The organism is Streptomyces sp. NPDC051561 (assembly GCF_044454195.1).
Lineage (GTDB): Bacteria > Actinomycetota > Actinomycetes > Streptomycetales > Streptomycetaceae > Streptomyces.
Genome location: NZ_JBITDM010000027.1, coordinates 81638 through 98653, shown reverse-complemented (window position 1 = coordinate 98653; position 17016 = coordinate 81638). Strand labels below are relative to the sequence as shown.

Sequence of the window (17016 nt, the reverse complement as noted above, 5' to 3'; positions counted from 1 at the left end):
GGGGGGGGGGCGGCCCCCGCCGCCAATTTAGGGGGGGTAATCGCTATGGGCCCCGGCCCCGCCGCCCGAGGAAGTGGCGGCATAGCGAAGGGGGTGCGCGGCCCCGGCCCCGGCTCCGCAGTCGGTGGGGGTAATTGGGATGCGGTGGGTGTAGCGCCCGGCCGACACTGGGGGTTCATCCGCCCCGGTTCGAAAGGCACCCGTGCAAGCTGTTGTCAGCGTTACTCCTGGTCAGGTTCCTGAGCTGCTGCTGGGGCTGGCGACCGTGCGGCCGGTCTTCCTCTGGGGGGCGCCCGGAATCGGGAAGTCCTCGCTGGTGCGGAAGTTCGCTGACTCGCTCGGGCTGGAGTGCGTCAGTCTGCTCGGGACGCAGCTCGCACCGGAGGACCTCATCGGGGTACCCCAGATCCGCGACGGGCGGTCGGTGTTCTGCCCGCCGGAGGCCATCGCGCGGGACGAGCCGTACTGCCTCTTCCTGGACGAGCTGAACGCCGCCACCCCCGACGTCCAGAAGGCCTTCTACTCCCTGATCCTGGACCGCCGCATCGGCAGCTACGAACTCCCCGAGGGCAGCATCGTCATCGGCGCGGGAAACCGCTCCACCGACAACGCGCTGGCCCGCCCCATCGCCTCCGCCCTGGTCAACCGCCTCACCCACGTACATCTGCGCGCGTCCGCCACCGACTGGCTCGTCTGGGCGGGGGAGAACGGCATCCACCCGTGGATCGTCGACCACCTCACCGACCGCCCCGACCACCTGTGGTCGCCCGCGCCCAAGACCGAGGAGCCGTTCTCCACCCCGCGCTCCTGGCACATGCTCTCCGACGCGCTGCACTCCTTCGGGCCGACCCTCGACGAGGAGACGCTGAAGGTGGTCGCACACGGCACGCTCACCCCCTCGCACGCCGTCTCCTTCTGCGGATACGCCAAGATCGTCCGCCATGCGTACGGGCTCGACGCGATCCTCAAGGGCGACGCGAACTGGCCGAACCGGACCGAGGACCGCGACCTGCTCTACTACCTCGCCGAAGCCTTCCGCGGCCGCCTCGCCAAGGAGCTGCCCGCGCAGAAGGCGCATGTCTCGCCCGCGATGCAGCAGACCGCGTACCGCGCGAAGTCGTTGCTGGTCCAGCTTGCCGAGATCTCGGTGGAGGTCGCCCAGACCGTCATCGCCGAGGACGCGGACGGGCAGCCGGTACTGCCCGCCTGGTTCCTGGTGGAGGCGGCGCGCGACATGCCCCGGCTGGTGGAGGCCCGCCGTTGAGCACCGGTGCGCGCACCGCCAAGTCACGTAAGAACAAGCCCGATCCGGCCACCGAGGCCTTCGCCGCCGGCCTCGCCCTGGTCAAGCGCAACCCCGCCCTCGCCGCCGTCGAGGCGGGCGTCTGCCGCAACGAGAAGTGCCGCAGCGTCGCCCACGACGGTCTGGTCGCCGTCGACTCCAACGGCACCCTGCACGCCCACCACAAGCGCCGCGCCGAACCCGCCGAATGGGCCTGGGCGATCTCGCACGCCCTCCTCCACCTCGGCTTCGGCCACGTCCCGGCCGACACCTCGCAACGCCACCCGCCCACCCCCGCCGAGATCGCCGCCCGCTGCACCGTCGTCAACCGCTTCCTCGCCTCCTCACCCGTGGGCCGTGCACCGGACGACATCCCGACCGCCTACCCCGGCACCGACGAGGAACAGCTCGCCGCCACCTGGCACCGCGACGGCATCCCGGACATCCACCGCTACGGCGGAACCAACGGCAGCGCCCCCGACCAGCTCCTCACCCCCTGGTCGCACCACGAGGAGAAGCCCCCGGACTGGCAGCTCGCCTTCGCCCACGCCCTCACCCGCACCGTCTCCGCCACCATGGACGTCGCGGGCGGCCGACGCGACGCCACCACCGGCGAGCGCGTCCCCCGGCACCCCTGGGAACTCGCCCTCAACTGGTTCGTCTCCTCCTACCCGCTGCTCGGCGGCATCGCCGCCGGCCTCACCCTGGTCGCCGACGCCGAACTCGCCCGCGCCCACGACATCTCCATCGCCGCTGTCAGTGCCACCGCGGGGGAGATCTACGTCAACCCGCTGCGCCGCTTCTCCGACGAGGAGTGGCGCTTCGTCCTCGCCCACGAAATGCTGCACGCCGCGCTGCGCCACTCAGAGCGTGCGGGCCCCCGCGACCCCTACCTCTTCAATGTCGCCGCCGACTACGTCATCAACGGCTGGCTGATCGAGATGCGGGTCGGCGAGATGCCCGAAGGGCTGCTGTACGACGCCGAGTTGAAGGGGCTGTCCACGGAGGAGGTGTACGACCGCATCACCACCGACCTGCGCCGCCGGCGCCGCCTGGCCACCCTGCGCGGCAAGGGCCTGGGCGACGTACTCGACCATCCGCTGGACCGTGCCACCGGCGGGGTCGCCGACTACATCGATCTCGACGAGTTCTACCGGCGCGGCCTCACCCAGGGCTTCGACCTGCACGGGTACGCCGAACGAGGGCTGCTGCCCGCCGGGCTGGTCCAGGAGATCCGTGCGCTGTCCCACCCGCCGGTCCCGTGGGACGCCCAACTGGCCCGCTGGTTCGACGAGTTCGTGCCCCGGCCCGAGGCCCTGCGGACGTACTCCCGGCCCTCCCGCCGTCAGGCGTCCACCCCGGGCATCCCGCGCGCGGGCCGTTACTTCCCGCCGGAGGAGATCGCCCGCTGCACCTTCGGCGTGGTCCTGGACACCTCCGGGTCCATGAACACCACCCTGCTCGGCAAGGCGCTGGGCGCCATCGCCTCGTACGCCGAGGCCCGCGACGTACCGGCGGCCCGTGTGGTGTTCTGCGACGCGGCGGCGTACGACGCGGGCTACCTGCCCCTGACCGAGATCGCCGGGAAGGTACGGGTGAAGGGGCGCGGCGGCACCCAACTCCAGCCAGGGATCGACCTGTTGCTCCGCGCCGACGACTTTCCCGCCGCGGCCCCCCTGCTGATCATCACCGACGGATACACCGACGTCCTGCGGATCAGGCGCGAGCACGCGTTCCTGATCCCGCAGGGGGCGTCGCTGCCGTTCACGGCACGGGGCCCGGTCTTCCGGGTGCGCTGACGGACGCGTCAGAGCAGCCCGCCACCGGTCCGGCCGCGCCGCCGCAGCGCCCACGCGCCGCCGCCCGCGAGCAGCGCCACGCCCGCCAGCGCACCGAACGCCACGCTCGGATCCATCCCCAGCAGGGTGCTCTGCGCCGCCACACCCCGCGGACCCGGCAACGGCGCCGCGCCCTCTGCCTGCGCGCCCGTGGGCAGCAGGTCCATGTCGCTCGAACACACCACGGGCACCTGGGACTTGGGAAGGTACGCGCAGACCGTGCTGGCCGCCCGCAGCGCCCCCGTCCCCTTGGTGCCGACCTTCGCCGACGACGTCAGCACGGCCTTGCCGTGCGCCCGCACATCCGTCGTCCACACCGCCTTGCCGCCCGCGACCTTCGCCCGCTGACCCGCCGCGGCGTGGGACGAGCCGGCGGGCAGCTCCTGCTCGATGCGCAGTTCCGAAAGGTTCTTCGCGCCCTGGTTCTGCACGGTCACCGTGTAGGCGACCTCGGCGCCCGCGCCGACCGTCTCCACACCGTTGGTGAGGGAGATCGACATGGCGGGCGGGGCATTGTCGGCTGCGGCACTCACGGGCGCGTGCGCGCCGAGCAGCAGCAGCGGTACGGCGGCAAGTGCGCAGGCGGTGGAGCTACGAGCGGTGTGACGGGCGGGCATGGGGCCCCTTCCGATAGGGCCGTGGGGACGGCCGGGCCGATTGAACGGGGCCCATCCGAGCACCGCCCGCCGCCCGACCCCCCGCCACCGTGCCGTCGGTTGCCGAGGATTCACCCGTACGCGCACCCGGCCCTTCCGCCCCGCCCCTGCCGCCGCCTGCCCCCGACGGGCCAGGAGGACGGCGGGGAGGTGACTCAGGAGGTCTCCACCGTCCGCAGGTACTCGACCGTGCTGCGGTCCGCCGGGAGGAAGGTCTCGATGGCCAGCTCGGCGACCGTGACGTCCATCGGGGTGTTGAAGGTGGAGATGGACGACACGAAGGAGAGCACCCGTCCGTCGTGCTCGATCTGGAGCGGGAGCGCGAAGTAGGCGACCGGCGGGTCGGCCGTACCGGACGTGTGCGGGTGGGACGGAGGCTGCGGATAGGCCGCCACCTCGTCGTACAGCTCACGCAGCGCGCCGGACCGGTCGAGGGCGATCTGCCGCTGCATCTGGTGCAGGAGGTGCCCGCGCCACTGGGGAAGATTGCGGATGCGCGGGGCGAAGCCCTCCGGGTGCAGGGCCAGACGTATCGCGTTCGGTTCCGCCAGCAGATGGCCGGCGACCCCGGTGAGGAGCATCGCGATGCCCCGGTTGGCGGCGACGACCTGGTACGTGCCGTCGACGACCAGCGCCGGGTACGGCTCGTACCCCTGGAGCAACTGGTCGATGCCCGCGCGCAGCCCCTCCATGGACGGGTCGTCGAGCGGGGTCTCGGCGTACTGCGGGGCGTACCCGGCGGCGAGCAGCAGATCGTTGCGCTCCCGCACCGGTACGTCGAGGTGCTCGGCGAGCCGCAGCACCATCTCGGGGCTGGGCCGGGAGCGGCCGGTCTCGACGAAGCTGATGTGGCGGGCGGAGGAGTCGGCGCGCAGGGCCAGCTCCAGCTGGCTGAGCCGGCGGGTCTCGCGCCAGTGGCGCAGCATGGCGCCAACGCCCTTTTCCACAGCGAGGGTTGTCATGGCATGAAGGTAACCGCAGGAGGTGCGGGCCTGTCACCGGGCTTTTGGCAGTATGGGCCGATGACCTACGACGTAGCAGAGGTGGTCCCCGCCGGACGGATGCGCGAAGGGGAGCAGCCGGTGCTCGCGCTGCCGAGCGGGATCGAGCTGCGGCCCTGGCGTGCCTCGGACGCACCCAGGTTCGTGGAGGCGGGCCAGGACCCGGCGATCCAGCACTGGAACCGGCCGGGACGGGTGGACCTCGCGGAGGCGGAGCGACGCATCGACCGGTGGAACAAGAGGTGGCACAGCGAGCAGGCCGCCATCTGGGCGATGGCGGAGCCCGGCGGGGGAGAGGTGGTCGGCACCATCGGCATCGGTGACCTCCTCCTCGCCCACGGTATGGGTGAGGTCCTCTACTGGGTGCTGCCCGCCGGACGCGGCAAGGGCCTGGCCGTCGAGGCAGCTCTCGCGGTGACCCGCTGGGCGATCGACGAACTCGGCCTGCAACGGGTGCGGTTGACCCACTCCACCCGCAACCCCGCGTCCTGCCGGGTCGCCGAGAAGGCGGGATTCGCCTACGAGGGCACCATGCGCAGCGCCCTGCTGCACGCGGACGGCTGGCACGACGAGCACCTGCACGCGCGAGTGCGGGGCGATGCGTGGCCGGAAGGGTGACGCGTGGCCGGAGCGGCGGCTTGTGGCCGAAGCGGCGAGGGGGCTCCGGCCGCCCGTAACGGCGAATTTACGGCCGGAAGCCTGGGCGAAACCTGCACGCGGTTGGCTGCACCGCATCGCGCATGATCTTCATGCCAGCCGCGGGCCGTCCTCGACGGTCCCGTGGGGTGCAGGGGCGGTGACTGCACCCGGATGCCGATACCTGTGAACCCCTACCAGGGAGAACTGCCGCGATGACACAGATGACACAGCAGGGTTGCGCGACCGGGCCCGACGCCCCTTCCGGCGCCCCGGCCCCGGCCCTCACCGAGCTCGACCGCGAGGCCCGCATGGGCGGTGCCGGCACCGAGCGCACCGACCGCGAGATCCGCCGTATCGACCTCTCCGACTTCGAGGACCGCCGCGAGGAGATCACCCAGCAGCTCTGGGACGCGGCCGTCGAGGTGGGCTTCTTCCAGATCCACCACCACGGCATCGACCTCGCCGCCGTACGCCGGGCGTTCGCCACCACCAGGGACTTCTTCGCACTGCCGGAGGAGACCAAGGCGCAGTACACCCTGAGGAAGGGGCTCAACGCGGGCTGGGAGTCCAAGACCCAGGTACGGCCGTCCATCGGCACCCCGGACCAGAAGGAGTCGTACCAGATCACCCGCCCCTACATGGACGAACTCTGGCCCACCGATACCGAGTTGGCGGGCTTCCGGGAAACCATGCTCGGCTTCGAGGCCCAGTGCTGGGAGGTCGCCATGCGGGTGCTCTCCTGCTTCGCCGACCGCCTCGGCTTCGCCCGCGACTTCTTCGCCGACGCCCACGACCCCTCTCAGGACTCCTACCGCAGCGCGCTGCGCATGCTGCACTACTTCGCCGTCCCCGAGGAGGCGCGCGGCGGCCTCGGACTGTGGCGGGCCGGAGCCCACACCGACTTCGACTGCCTCACTCTGCTCTTCCAGCAGGAGGGCCAGGGTGGCCTCCAGGTCTGCCCCGGCAAGGAGGCCCAGGCGCAGGAGTGGACGCCGATCACCCCGTCCGAGGACGCCATCACCTGCAACATCGGCGACATGCTGATGCGCTGGAGCGATGACGCCCTCCCGTCCAACTTCCACCGGGTGAAGACCCCCGGTCCGGACGAGGACCAGGGCGCCCGCTACAGCATCGCCTTCTTCGCCCAGGCCAACCGGGACGTGCTCATCGAGGGACCCGGCCGCAAGTACCCGCCGATCACCGCCGAGGAGTATCTCCAGCAGCGGATCAGCGCCAACTTCGACCGGAAGGTGGCAGGCTGACCGGAAGCACGCAGTCCTTGACGCGGTAGTGGAGGGAGTCCGGCCATGGCCCAGGAGCCGTTGTCGCAGAAGGAGATCGAGGACCGGTTGCGCGAGCTCCCGGGCTGGTCACTTGAGGAGAGCCGGATCGCCCGGACGTACCGCCTCGGCACGCACTTCGCGGCAGCCGCGATGGTCGTCCAGGTGGCCGCCATCCAGGACGAGCTGGACCACCACGCGGACCTCCTGCTCAGCTACCGCACCCTCTCGCTGTCCGTGAACACGCACAGTGCCGGCGGCGCGGTCACCGAGCTGGACTTCGCGCTCGCCCGCCGCGTCGAGGACATCGCGCCGGGGCTCGGCGCCGCCTGACCGCACCCCTGTGCCCCAGCGCCCCCGTGCCCCGGTAGCGCAGGCTCGCGGGCGTCCTCCCGTGCTCCTCTAGTGGTACGAGGCCCCGCCCCGCGCGCCGAAACCGGGGACGGCGCCGGTGGCCAGCCACCGCGGATAGGTGGCGCTGCGGGCGATCGCTTCCCGATACGCCGTTGCGGTGTACCCGGCGACCGCCCTCGCGGCCTCGGCCGCGGGGGCTCCCGGGTGCCAGCCCAGCAGATGCCGCCAGGACAGCGGCGCCCCCACCAGCGGAACGGTCACGATTCCCGGCGTGGCGGGGAAGGTGGCCCGGCACAGACCCACCGCCCGCCCCACCTGCACCAGGTGCATGCAGGACGCCGTATCCGTCTCGTACACCTGCATCGGGGCGAACCCGGCCCGTGCGCACGCCGCCGTGAAGCAGTCCGAGAAACACCCCTCACCCGGCACGTCCGTCCAGCACTCACCGGACAGCCGCGACAGCTCCAACTCCCGTTCCCCGGACAGCGGATGCCTCTCCGGAAGCATCACGAACACCGGATCGACCCCCACCACCTCCCAGGTGAGCCGGTCCGTCGCGGGCGGCCGGCTCTCTCCGCAGGTACCGATCAGTGCGAAGTCCAGCCGCCCCTCCACCAGCATGGTGCTGATCTCCGTCACCGACCAGGTGGTGTACGTCGTCACCGGCACGGTGGGCCGCGCCGTCGCCAGCTGATCCACCAGCCCGCCGAGCAACGGACCGTGTGTCGCCCCGAGCCGGAACCGGTCCAGGTTCGCCCAGGTGTTGGCGAACCGGACGGCGTCCTCCTGAAGCTCCCGCACCGCGGGCAGCAGCACCCGCGCCCGGTCGAGCACCAGCTCGCCCAGCGGTGTGGGCCGCGACCCGGTGTGATCCCGGTCGAACAGCGGCCCGCCCAGCGCCCGCTCGATCCTCCGCAGCTGCGTACTGAGCGCGGGCTGCGCCAGCCCGAGCGCCGCTGCGGCCTTGGTGAGACTCCCGGCGTCGGCGATGGCTCTTACGGTTCGCAGGTGGCGCAACTCCAGCTCCATACCGGCAAGTTATGGGGCGCGGATACCCCCGGCAATACGCGTGCGCGAGTTGTGTCGAGTTCTCGTGGAGGAGACGTGAGCCGCCTGGCACCTCACCCCTGCCAAGCCCCCGCCGCGAACTCGCCGAAGGGCCTGGCCTCGCGTCCCAGCACCCTGCGCACTCCGTCCGTCGTCGACGCGTTGTGGCCGTCCAGCAGGAATCCGAACAGCCCCGCCAGCCACTCGGCCTCGCCCGCCGGCATTCCGTACTCCGTCAGCGCCGAGGCGTACTCGGCCACCGTCAGCGGGACGTACCGCACCTCCTTGCCCGTGGCCCGGCCCAGCTCTGCCGCGACCTCCGCGAGGGTGAGCAGGGACGGGCCCGTCACCTCGTGGATCTTGCCGCCGTGGCCGTCCTCCAGCAGTACCGTCGCGACCACGTCGGCGAGGTCGTCCGCGTCGACCCAGGGCTCCGCGGTGTCCCCGCCGGGGAAGTGGATCTCGCCGGCGCGGACGCCGTCGGTCAGCGCGCCCTCGCTGAAGTTCTGGGCGAAGAAGGCCGCGCGGATCACCGTCAGGCGCTCCGGCGCACCCCAGGCGCTCCGCAGTGCCTCCTCGGCGACCACCGCGTCCGGCTCACCCCGGCCGGAGAGCACGACCAGGCGTCCCACGCCCTGCTCCGCGGCGATCCGGCCGAACGCCCGCATGGCCTCGGGCGCCCCGGGGGCCGCCAGGTCCGGGTAGTAGGTGAGGTACGCCGCGTCCGCGCCGGACAGTGCCGGGCCCCAGGTGCTCTCGTCCTCCCAGTCGAACCGGACGGCGCCCTTGCGGGAGCCGGCCCTCACGTCGACGCCGCGTGCTGCCAGGCGGTCCGCGACCCGTCGTCCGGTCTTGCCCGTGGCCGCCGTCACCAGAATGGTGCTCATGTGAACTCCCTTGTCAGTGCGACCCGTTGGCCGCTCGTTGCGATGTCTCAAGAATGGCGCCACGGGAGTGGACGGAACATGCTCCACAGGCTCACTTCCATACGCGTAAGTCCAACCCCTGTGACATGGCTCAGAGTTCGGAACAGGGGCCGGAGTCCGGGGCATGGCCTAGAGTTCGGGACATGGACGCACTTGCCGGGCTTCTCGACGGGCCACGTGCGCGGGGGGCCTTCCTGCTGCGGACCGTGATGGATCCGCCCTGGTCGATCCGGGTCGAGGACGAAGCGCCCCTCACTCTGATGTGCATGATGCGCTCCAGCGCGTGGATCATGCCGGACGAGGGCGACCCGGTCCTGCTCCGCCCCGGCAGCATCGCCGTCGTCCGTGGCCCCGCCCCGTACACCTGCGCCGACACCCCGGCCAGCCCGCTGCGGGCGAGGATCGGTCCCGGCGGGGCGTGCAGTTCGCAGCTGGGGGCGCCGCTCGCCGACGAGATGCATCTGGGCGTACGGACCTGGGGCGATCGCGTCGACGGGGAGGCGTCCATGCTGATCGGGACGTACCAGCTGGACGGCGAGGTCGGGCGGCGGCTGCTCGATGCGCTGCCCGGGCTGACGCACCTGCCGCGCGAGGAATGGGAGTGTCCCCTGCTGCCCGTCCTGGAGGACGAGATCAGCCGGGACGCGCCGGGGCAGGGCGTCTTTCTCGACCGGCTGCTCGATCTGCTGCTGATCGCCGTGCTGCGGGCCTGGTTCGCACGGCCGGAGGCGCAGGCGCCCGCCTGGTACCGGGCGATGGGCGACCCGGTGGTCGGCAAGGCGCTGCGGCTGATGCAGGACGAACCGGCGAATCCCTGGACGGTGGCCTCGCTGGCCGCCGGAGCGGGAGTGTCGCGGGCGGGGCTGGCACGCCGGTTCGCGGAGCTGGTGGGGCAGACCCCGATGGCGTACCTCACCGACTGGCGGCTGACGCTGGCCGCCGATCTGCTGCGCGGCTCGGACGCGACCGTGGAGACGGTGGCCCGCAAGGTCGGCTACAGCGGGTCCTTCGCGCTCAGCGCCGCCTTCAAACGCGTACGCGGCATCAGCCCGCAGGAGCACCGCAGGGCGGTGGCCGCAGGCTGATGCCGTTCATGCCGGTCTGTAAATCCCTTTACGGCTTGGGGAGTTCACATCCCGCGCGGGTCAGGTCGATCTTGCTGCCCGCCCCGATGCACGGCACGATTCCGTACGTCTGCTGGCCGTAGTTGATGCCCTTGCGGACGGTCACCTGGCCGGCCTCGTCGACCTCGCAGGGGTTGTTCTGGGTGCACTCCTGCCCGTCCTCGTTGCCGGTGTTGTTGACGGCGACGACCTTGCCGGTCGCGTCGTCGACCACCGGGGAGCCGGAGGTGCCGCCGATGGTCTTGCAGTCGGCGGTGTAGCGGACCGAGTCCTTCCAGGTCCAGTCACCCTCCTTGAGGCGGTACGCGAAGCCGTCGACCTTGCAGCTGTACGTCTTCTTCCAGTAGCCGGAGACGACCGTGATGGCCGTGCCCTGGGCCGGACGGGCCGTGCTCAGCTCCAGCGCCTTGATCCCGTACTGGCTCTCGATCTGGGCGTAGGTGCTGGTGAGCTGGTAAAGGGAGACGTCCGTGTCCGTCATCGTGCCGTAGGCGATCTTGCTGGCCTTTACGGTGCCGAGCTCTCCGGCGGTGTTGTCGAGCAGGGTGAAGGTCCGGGTCGACGGCTTGTCGACGACCACCTCGCCCGCCGCCGGGAAGCCCGACTCCAGGCAGTGCCCGTTGGACATCACCAGCGCCGGGTCCTCCGGCTTGGAGTCCGCGGTGCGCACGACGGAGCCCGAGCAGTTGCTCAGTGCCACCGTCCCCGCGAATCCAACTGCCTTGACCTTGGCGGCCTTTGACGGACCTGCCTTCACTGCCGTCTGCGCTGCTGTCTTTGCTGCTGCCGGGTCCCGCGTGGGTGCGGGCGCCGAGCCCGCTGTCGCAGGTGCCGCGCCTGCCCCGACGAGCAGGGTGGCGAGAAGCGCGCCGACGAGAGGCTTGTTCATGTGGGGGTCCCCTCCGTGCCATGTGTGACCGGGGCGTGGGGGCCCCGGTTGTCATGGGCATTGTTCGGGGTGTCCAGGTGCTGAGACAAGGGGGCGCCTGTGAGGCTGTTGTGCGCATTGCGGCGCGCGGACACCGCTGCCCGCACCGCAACGCCCGTTGTGCCGCGTCTGCTTCACGTCCGAGCCACGACCACCCGACCTCGTCGCCCCGGTCAGCCGAGTGGTGCCGGCTCCAGCTGCCACCACTGCCCGGGCGAGTCGGTGTCCTCCCACTGCTGCACCCGCGCCCCCTCCTCCGCGCTGCCGTCCGCGACCTCCAGCAACAGCCCGCTGATCCAGCTGACCAGGCTCACCCGCCCCGGCGCGTCCGGGTGCCGCTCGATGATCCACTCCTGGGCGCCGAAGTTGTTGGCCCGCCACTGCTGGATCCGGGTGCCGTTCTCCACCGAGGCGTTGGCGACGTCCAGCCGCTTGCCGGTGGCCTCGTTCACCACATGGTGCAGCCCGCTGCCCTCGTGCACCGGGCTCAACTGCCAGCGCTGGCCGGGCGTTCCGGCATCCTTGCCCTGCTGTACGCCGCTGCCGCCGCGCCCCTCCAGGAGCAGGCCGCTGCCTGCGTTGCGCAGCAGATAGGTGCCCGCGGGGGCGGACTCGGTGGCTGACATGGCAGGCGCCTCTCGGAAGGGGGACCGGGGGCCGGTTCCCGCTGGTCACGGCCGGTTGCGGCACGGTCGTGGGGGGTGAGTGTATGACGATTTGCGAAGGGCGGCAGAGTGGGGCCATGGCATCAGTGGACGTACGTACCGATCATGGAGTTGTACGGGGCCGGAGCGAGCGGGGGCTGGCGGTCTTCCGTGGCATCCCCTACGCCCAACCCCCGGTGGGCGAACTGCGGTTCGCGGCGCCCCGGCCCCCGGAGCCCTGGGAAGACGTACGGGAGGCCGACGCCTTCGGCCCGCCGTCACCCCAGTCGATTCCGCTGCCGGGAATCGAGCCCGCCCCCGGCGACGGATGGCTCACGGCCAATGTCTGGACCCCCCTGCCCGACCCGGCGGGCGAGCCGGGCAGCGACCCCCTGCCGGTACTCGTGTGGATCCACGGCGGCGCCTACGTCGCGGGCAGCTCCAGCGACCCGATGTACGACGGCGCCGACCTGGCCCGGCAGGGGCTCGTCGTCATCACTGTCAACTACCGCGTGGGCGCCGAGGGTTGGGCCCACGTCGAAGGTGCCCCCGACAACCGCGGCCTGCTCGACCAGCTCGCCGCCCTCACCTGGGTCCGGGACAACATCGGTGCCTTCGGCGGCGACCCGGACCGGGTCACCGTCTGCGGTCAGTCCGCGGGCGCCGGATCGATCGCCACCCTGCTGGTCTCGCCCCCGGCCGCCGGGCTCTTCCACCGGGCCATCGCCCAGTCCGTCCCCGGCATGTACTGCACCCCCGCCTTCGCCGCCGACTTCACCGCCGCCCTCGCCGAGCGGCTGGGAGTGGCGCCCACGGTGGCCGGCCTCGGCGCCCTCGCCCCGCAGCAACTGGCCGACGAGATCGGCCTGTTCATGCGCGAGCTGCCCGCCCACGGCGACCGGTGGGGCCGGGCCGCCCACCTCGGCGCACCCCTCGCGCCGGTACTCGACGGCGTACTCGTCCCGCAGACCCCCTGGCAGGCCCTGCGCGACGGACGGACGCCGGGCGTCGAACTGCTGACCGGGCACACCAAGGACGAGTTCCGGATGTTCCTGCTCATGACGGGCCGCACCGAGTTCACCGACGCCGAGGCGGACGCCGCCCTCACCCGCTTCGCCCCGCTTCCCGAGGGCCCGGCCGCCTACCGCGCGGGCCTGCCCTCCGCCACCCCCTTCGAACTCTTCGACACCGTCCACGCCGACACCCTCTTCCGGATGCCCACGGCCCACCTCGCTGAGGCCAACGCGGCCGCCGGAGCGGCCACGTACCTCTACGAACTCACCTGGCCCGCCCCATCGATGGGCGGCGTGCTCGGCTCCTGCCACGCCCTCGAAGTCCCCCTGCTCTTCGGTACGTTCGACAGTCCGGCGGCCCGGATGGTGCTCGGTGACCCCACCGACGAGGCACGCGCACTCGCCGAGGACATCCGGGACGCGTGGGTGGCCTTCGCGAAGAGCGGTGACCCGGGCTGGACGGCGTACCACCCCCACCACGGCCGCAACACCCGCGTGTTCGACGGCAAGGGGAGCGCCCCGGCGGTCCCGTACCCCGAAGAGGTCTCGCGGCGGATCTGGGAGGGCGCGGAGATCGAGCCGTTCGGGGTCGCGGGCGAGTAGCGGAGCCCTCCGGCGGGCGGTCCGCGCGCGGTACATGGTGGTACGGCTCCCGCGCGCGACCGCTTCGGGGCATCATGCGTACATGGTCAACGAAGGGCGCCCCCAAGGGCATTCGGAGCGCGTCGTCGGGGGCCGCTACCGGCTGACGGGGCGTCTGGGCGCGGGCGGCATGGGTGCGGTGTGGGCGGGCCGGGACCTGCTCGTCGACCGCGACGTGGCCCTCAAGGAGGCGTACGTCCCGGAAAGCCTGCCCACCGGGGGGCGTGGCTCCGGCGGCGCCGCGCACACCGAACGGATCCTGCGGGAGGCCAGGGCCGCCGCCCGGGTGGACCACCCCTCGGTGGTCACCGTGCACGACGTGGTCGTCGAGGACGGCATCCCCTGGATCGTGATGGAACGGGTGCGCGGCGAGTCCCTGGAGGACCGGCTCCGCCGCGAGGGCTCACTGTCCGAACCGGAGACCGCCCGTATCGCCCTGGCCGTCGCCGAGGCCCTGCGCGCCGCCCACGCGCGCGGGGTGCTGCACCGGGACGTGAAGCCCGGCAACGTCCTGCTGGACCCCGCCACCGGCCGCGTGGTCCTCACGGACTTCGGTATCGCGTACATCGAGGGCGACGAACCCCTCACCCGCTCCGGCGAGTTCATCGGCTCCCTGGAGTACACCGCGCCGGAACGCATGGGCGGCTCCCGCCCTGGCCCGCCGTCCGACCTGTGGTCCCTCGGTGTGCTCCTGGTCCGCATGCTGGAGGGCCGCTCACCCTTCCGCCGGGAGTCTCTGGAGGCGACGGTCACCGCGGTGGTGCTCGCGGAGCTGCCCCGGCTGTCGGCGCCCGGTCAACTGGGTCAGCTTGTGGGTGAGTTGCTGGTACGAGACCCGGAGGCGAGGCCCTCTGCGGACATGGTGGTGGCTGCGCTGCGCGGAGTGGGGAGCGCGGCGGGGAAGAGGACGGGGAGGACGGCGTCCGGGCGGGCGGGGGTGGCTGCCGGCCCTGTGATGCCGTCGGTGCACGAGAGGGCGACCGCGGACGGGCCTTTGCTGCCGCAGCCGCGGCTTGAGCCGGTGTCGCTGCTTGAGCCGCTGCCGGAGTCCTCGCCGGTGCCGGTGCGTCCTGGCCGGTGGGCGACCCGACGGGCGGTGCGGCTGGGCGTGGTCGTGATGGCGTTCCTGCTGGGCGGGCTGGTGGCTTTCTACCCGTGGGGCAGCCTGCGCGGTGAGCCGGAATCCAGGGGCCCCGGTGCCACGTCGGCCGCGCCCCCTGCCGGGCCCTCCGCCCCGGCCTCGACCGGTCCCGGGCGGCGAGGCTCCCAAGAGCCGAGCACGACTGCCGAATTCTCTGTCGAGGTGCCCGCCGGCTGGAAGCCGCTGGCGAAGAACAATCGGGGACAGTACCGGTACCGGGGCCCCGGCGGACTCGAACTGACCGTGGTGCCGGGACGCGACACGGCGGCGAAGTACGGAAGCGACCCCATGGTGTACCAGCTCAAGGAGGAGCAGGAGCTGGCGCCGTTCAGAGACTCCACGTGGGCCTCGCAGTCGGGGCTCCGCAGGGTGGGCGTCGGCAAGGACGCGATGGCGCTCGGCACGTTCTCCTGGACCGACGGGAGGGGTCGCCAGCTGTATGTCCGCAACCAGGCCCGTCTCGCCGCGGGCCGGTACCACCTGCTCCTGGTCACCGGACTGGAGCAGAAGGACAACGAGGAGGCGGACCGGGTGTTCGAACGTGCCACCGCCACCTACCGGCCGCGATGACAGGAGGGCCGCCGCCCGGCACGCATGCCGGGCGGCGGCCCTTGGACGTACGCCACACTCACGTACACCCGGTCCCGCACACACCGCAGGTGCGCGCACCTGCGGACGTATCTGCTGAAAGGAATCAGGCGCCGAACACGGCCGGGTCCGGGCCCAGTCGCTTGCCCTCGTCCAGGGCGGCGAAGGCCGCCATGTCGTCGGCGTCCAGCTCGAAGTCGAAGACGTCGATGTTCTCCGCGATCCGCGACGGGGTCACGGACTTGGGGATCACGACGTTGCCGAGCTGGAGGTGCCAGCGCAGGACCGCCTGGGCCGGGGTCTTGCCGTGCTTGCGGGCGACGGCGACGACCGTGGGGACCTCCAGGAGGCCCTTGCCCTGGCCGAGCGGCGACCAGGCCTCGGTCGCGATGCCGTGCTTCACGTGAAGGGCGCGCGAGTCGGCCTGCTGGAGCTGCGGGTGCAGCTCGATCTGGTTGACCGCCGGGACCACGGAGGTCTCGGCAAGCAGCGTCTCCAAGTGCTCAGGAAGGAAGTTGGAGACACCGATCGCCTTGGCGCGGCCGTCCGCGAGGATCTTCTCGAACGCCTTGAAGGTGTCGACGAAGGTGCCCTGGCCGGCGACCGGCCAGTGGATCAGGTACAGATCGACGTAGTCCAGGCCGAGCTTGCCGATCGACTCGTCGAAGGCGCGCAGCGTGGAGTCGTAACCCTGCTTGTCGTTCCACAGCTTGGTGGTGACGAACAGTTCGTCACGGGCGATCCCGGAGGAGGCGAGCGCACGGCCCGTGCCCTCCTCGTTGCCGTAGATCGCGGCGGTGTCGATGCTGCGGTAGCCGGCCTCCAGGGCCGTGCTCACGGCGGCCGTGGCCTCGTCGTCCGGCACCTGCCAGACGCCGAATCCGAGCTGCGGCATTTCGACGCCGTTGTTGAGGGTCAGGGAGGGGACCTTGCTCACGAGGAAACGATCCTTACTTCGTCGGGGGTATCACCAGTCTCAACGATCACCACGGGTCACACATTCCTGGCCCCGGGGACGATTTTGAGCGGCTACTTGCTTACCGGGTAGCTTTTATCCAACTTTATGTAGATCATCCGCTTATGACTTATTCCCCTGAACCATGGGGTTCCCACGCCTCCCACGCCCCCCGCGACTCCCATGGATCCCGGAGCTTTGACGACCTGATCGCCGAGGCCGACTCCGTATCGGTCGACGGCTGGGACTTCTCCTGGCTGGACGGCCGGGCCACCGAGCAGCGCCCCTCCTGGGGGTACCAGCGCCTGATGGGTGAGCGGCTGGCAGGGGTGTCCGCCGCGCTCGACATCCAGACCGGCGGCGGCGAGGTCCTCGCGGGTGCCCCGCAGCTGCCCCCGGTGATGGTCGCCACCGAGTCCTGGCCACCGAACGTGGCCAAGGCAACACAGCTGCTGCATCCGCTGGGCGCGGTCGTCGTCGCCGACACGGACCAGCCCCCGCTGCCCTTCGCCGACAACGCCTTCGACCTGGTCACCAGCCGCCACCCGGTGCGGGCCTGGTGGGAGGAGATCGCCCGGGTGCTCAGGCCCGGCGGCACGTACTTCTCCCAGCAGGTCGGCCCGGCGAGCGTCTTCGAGGTCGTCGAGTACTTCCTGGGCCCGCAGCCCGAGGCACGCCTCGGCCGCCGCCCGGAGACGGCCGGGGAGGAGGCCGAGGCGGCCGGGCTGGAGATCGTCGACCTGCGGTCGGAGTCGCTGCGGACCGAGTTCTTCGACATCGGGGCGGTCGTCTACTTCCTGCGGAAGGTGATCTGGATGGTGCCCGGCTTCACCGTGGAGACGTACCGGGACCGGCTGCTGGACATGGACGGGCAGATCCGCCGGGACGGGTCGTTCGTGGCTCACACCGCACGCTTCCTGATCGAGGCGCGCAAGCCGGAATGAGACGGCGGGGCGGG

The 17016-nt window shown here is 71.6% G+C and carries 16 protein-coding genes; 9 read left to right on the top strand and 7 right to left on the bottom strand.

Annotation, left to right across the window (positions count from 1 at the left end):
- The first annotated feature begins 202 nt into the window (after positions 1 to 202).
- Together ACIA73_RS36590 and ACIA73_RS36585 are read left to right on the top strand one after the other, a co-directional pair.
- Complete coding sequence (locus ACIA73_RS36590) at positions 203 to 1264, top strand: ATP-binding protein (protein ID WP_399443282.1); 1062 nt, start codon at positions 203 to 205, stop codon at positions 1262 to 1264.
- Complete coding sequence (locus ACIA73_RS36585; RefSeq protein WP_399443281.1) at positions 1261 to 3081, top strand: hypothetical protein; 1821 nt, start codon at positions 1261 to 1263, stop codon at positions 3079 to 3081. The genes ACIA73_RS36590 and ACIA73_RS36585 overlap by 4 nt, the downstream gene beginning before the upstream one ends.
- 8 nt (positions 3082 to 3089) lie before the next feature.
- Here the strand turns inward: ACIA73_RS36585 and ACIA73_RS36580 are convergent, their stop codons facing one another.
- Positions 3090 to 3737 (bottom strand): hypothetical protein, encoded by a 648-nt coding sequence (locus ACIA73_RS36580; protein WP_399443280.1) that lies wholly within the window; start codon positions 3735 to 3737, stop codon positions 3090 to 3092.
- Between the two features lie 194 nt (positions 3738 to 3931).
- Entirely contained in the window at positions 3932 to 4738 is an 807-nt protein-coding gene (locus ACIA73_RS36575; RefSeq protein WP_399443279.1) for a helix-turn-helix domain-containing protein, read from the bottom strand.
- A gap of 60 nt (positions 4739 to 4798) precedes the next feature.
- Here ACIA73_RS36575 and ACIA73_RS36570 point away from each other — a divergent pair, with 60 nt between their 5' ends.
- The 3 genes from ACIA73_RS36570 (at position 4799) to ACIA73_RS36560 (ending at position 7029) form a co-directional block, all read left to right on the top strand.
- Positions 4799 to 5395, top strand: coding sequence for a GNAT family N-acetyltransferase (locus ACIA73_RS36570; RefSeq protein ID WP_399443278.1), 597 nt, complete (start codon positions 4799 to 4801; stop codon positions 5393 to 5395).
- A gap of 233 nt (positions 5396 to 5628) precedes the next feature.
- Positions 5629 to 6678, top strand: coding sequence for an isopenicillin N synthase family dioxygenase (locus ACIA73_RS36565; protein WP_399443277.1), 1050 nt, complete (start codon positions 5629 to 5631; stop codon positions 6676 to 6678).
- 45 nt (positions 6679 to 6723) lie between these two features.
- Entirely contained in the window at positions 6724 to 7029 is a 306-nt protein-coding gene (locus tag ACIA73_RS36560) for a 4a-hydroxytetrahydrobiopterin dehydratase (protein WP_399443276.1), read from the top strand.
- A gap of 69 nt (positions 7030 to 7098) precedes the next feature.
- On the opposite strand, the gene ACIA73_RS36555 is transcribed toward ACIA73_RS36560, so the two are convergent.
- Together ACIA73_RS36555 and ACIA73_RS36550 are read right to left on the bottom strand one after the other, a co-directional pair.
- Positions 7099 to 8079: a LysR family transcriptional regulator gene (locus ACIA73_RS36555; RefSeq protein ID WP_399443275.1), complete on the bottom strand. Its 981-nt coding sequence runs from the start codon at positions 8077 to 8079 to the stop codon at positions 7099 to 7101.
- 92 nt (positions 8080 to 8171) lie between these two features.
- A complete protein-coding gene (locus ACIA73_RS36550; protein ID WP_399443274.1) occupies positions 8172 to 8984 on the bottom strand; it encodes an NmrA family transcriptional regulator in 813 nt (270 codons plus the stop codon).
- A gap of 182 nt (positions 8985 to 9166) precedes the next feature.
- Here ACIA73_RS36550 and ACIA73_RS36545 point away from each other — a divergent pair, with 182 nt between their 5' ends.
- Entirely contained in the window at positions 9167 to 10108 is a 942-nt protein-coding gene (locus ACIA73_RS36545; RefSeq protein ID WP_399443273.1) for an AraC family transcriptional regulator, read from the top strand.
- 28 nt (positions 10109 to 10136) lie between these two features.
- Here the strand turns inward: ACIA73_RS36545 and ACIA73_RS36540 are convergent, their stop codons facing one another.
- Entirely contained in the window at positions 10137 to 11036 is a 900-nt protein-coding gene (locus tag ACIA73_RS36540) for a serine protease (protein WP_399443272.1), read from the bottom strand.
- 212 nt (positions 11037 to 11248) lie between these two features.
- A complete protein-coding gene (locus ACIA73_RS36535) occupies positions 11249 to 11701 on the bottom strand; it encodes an RICIN domain-containing protein (RefSeq protein WP_399443271.1) in 453 nt (150 codons plus the stop codon).
- A gap of 116 nt (positions 11702 to 11817) precedes the next feature.
- Between ACIA73_RS36535 and ACIA73_RS36530 the strand changes: the two genes are divergently transcribed.
- Together ACIA73_RS36530 and ACIA73_RS36525 are read left to right on the top strand one after the other, a co-directional pair.
- A complete protein-coding gene (locus ACIA73_RS36530) occupies positions 11818 to 13335 on the top strand; it encodes a carboxylesterase/lipase family protein (RefSeq protein WP_399443270.1) in 1518 nt (505 codons plus the stop codon).
- An 82-nt stretch (positions 13336 to 13417) separates the two neighbouring features.
- A complete protein-coding gene (locus ACIA73_RS36525; protein WP_399443269.1) occupies positions 13418 to 15085 on the top strand; it encodes a serine/threonine-protein kinase in 1668 nt (555 codons plus the stop codon).
- 124 nt (positions 15086 to 15209) lie between these two features.
- On the opposite strand, the gene ACIA73_RS36520 is transcribed toward ACIA73_RS36525, so the two are convergent.
- A complete protein-coding gene (locus ACIA73_RS36520; RefSeq protein ID WP_399443268.1) occupies positions 15210 to 16040 on the bottom strand; it encodes an aldo/keto reductase in 831 nt (276 codons plus the stop codon).
- A gap of 143 nt (positions 16041 to 16183) precedes the next feature.
- Between ACIA73_RS36520 and ACIA73_RS36515 the strand changes: the two genes are divergently transcribed.
- Entirely contained in the window at positions 16184 to 17002 is an 819-nt protein-coding gene (locus ACIA73_RS36515) for a class I SAM-dependent methyltransferase (protein ID WP_399443267.1), read from the top strand.
- Positions 17003 to 17016 lie beyond the last annotated feature (14 nt).

What these genes read in the sequence shown, in the direction of transcription:
- ACIA73_RS36580 (WP_399443280.1), bottom strand. Translation starts at nt 3,737, where the DNA reads ATGCCCGCCCGTCACACCGCTCGTAGCTCCACCGCCTGCGCACTTGCC.
- ACIA73_RS36575 (WP_399443279.1), bottom strand. Translation starts at nt 4,738, where the DNA reads ATGACAACCCTCGCTGTGGAAAAGGGCGTTGGCGCCATGCTGCGCCAC.
- ACIA73_RS36570 (WP_399443278.1), top strand. Translation starts at nt 4,799, where the DNA reads ATGACCTACGACGTAGCAGAGGTGGTCCCCGCCGGACGGATGCGCGAA.
- ACIA73_RS36565 (WP_399443277.1), top strand. Translation starts at nt 5,629, where the DNA reads ATGACACAGATGACACAGCAGGGTTGCGCGACCGGGCCCGACGCCCCT.
- ACIA73_RS36560 (WP_399443276.1), top strand. Translation starts at nt 6,724, where the DNA reads ATGGCCCAGGAGCCGTTGTCGCAGAAGGAGATCGAGGACCGGTTGCGC.
- ACIA73_RS36555 (WP_399443275.1), bottom strand. Translation starts at nt 8,079, where the DNA reads ATGGAGCTGGAGTTGCGCCACCTGCGAACCGTAAGAGCCATCGCCGAC.
- ACIA73_RS36550 (WP_399443274.1), bottom strand. Translation starts at nt 8,984, where the DNA reads ATGAGCACCATTCTGGTGACGGCGGCCACGGGCAAGACCGGACGACGG.
- ACIA73_RS36545 (WP_399443273.1), top strand. Translation starts at nt 9,167, where the DNA reads ATGGACGCACTTGCCGGGCTTCTCGACGGGCCACGTGCGCGGGGGGCC.
- ACIA73_RS36540 (WP_399443272.1), bottom strand. Translation starts at nt 11,036, where the DNA reads ATGAACAAGCCTCTCGTCGGCGCGCTTCTCGCCACCCTGCTCGTCGGG.
- ACIA73_RS36535 (WP_399443271.1), bottom strand. Translation starts at nt 11,701, where the DNA reads ATGTCAGCCACCGAGTCCGCCCCCGCGGGCACCTATCTGCTGCGCAAC.
- ACIA73_RS36530 (WP_399443270.1), top strand. Translation starts at nt 11,818, where the DNA reads ATGGCATCAGTGGACGTACGTACCGATCATGGAGTTGTACGGGGCCGG.
- ACIA73_RS36525 (WP_399443269.1), top strand. Translation starts at nt 13,418, where the DNA reads ATGGTCAACGAAGGGCGCCCCCAAGGGCATTCGGAGCGCGTCGTCGGG.
- ACIA73_RS36515 (WP_399443267.1), top strand. Translation starts at nt 16,184, where the DNA reads ATGACTTATTCCCCTGAACCATGGGGTTCCCACGCCTCCCACGCCCCC.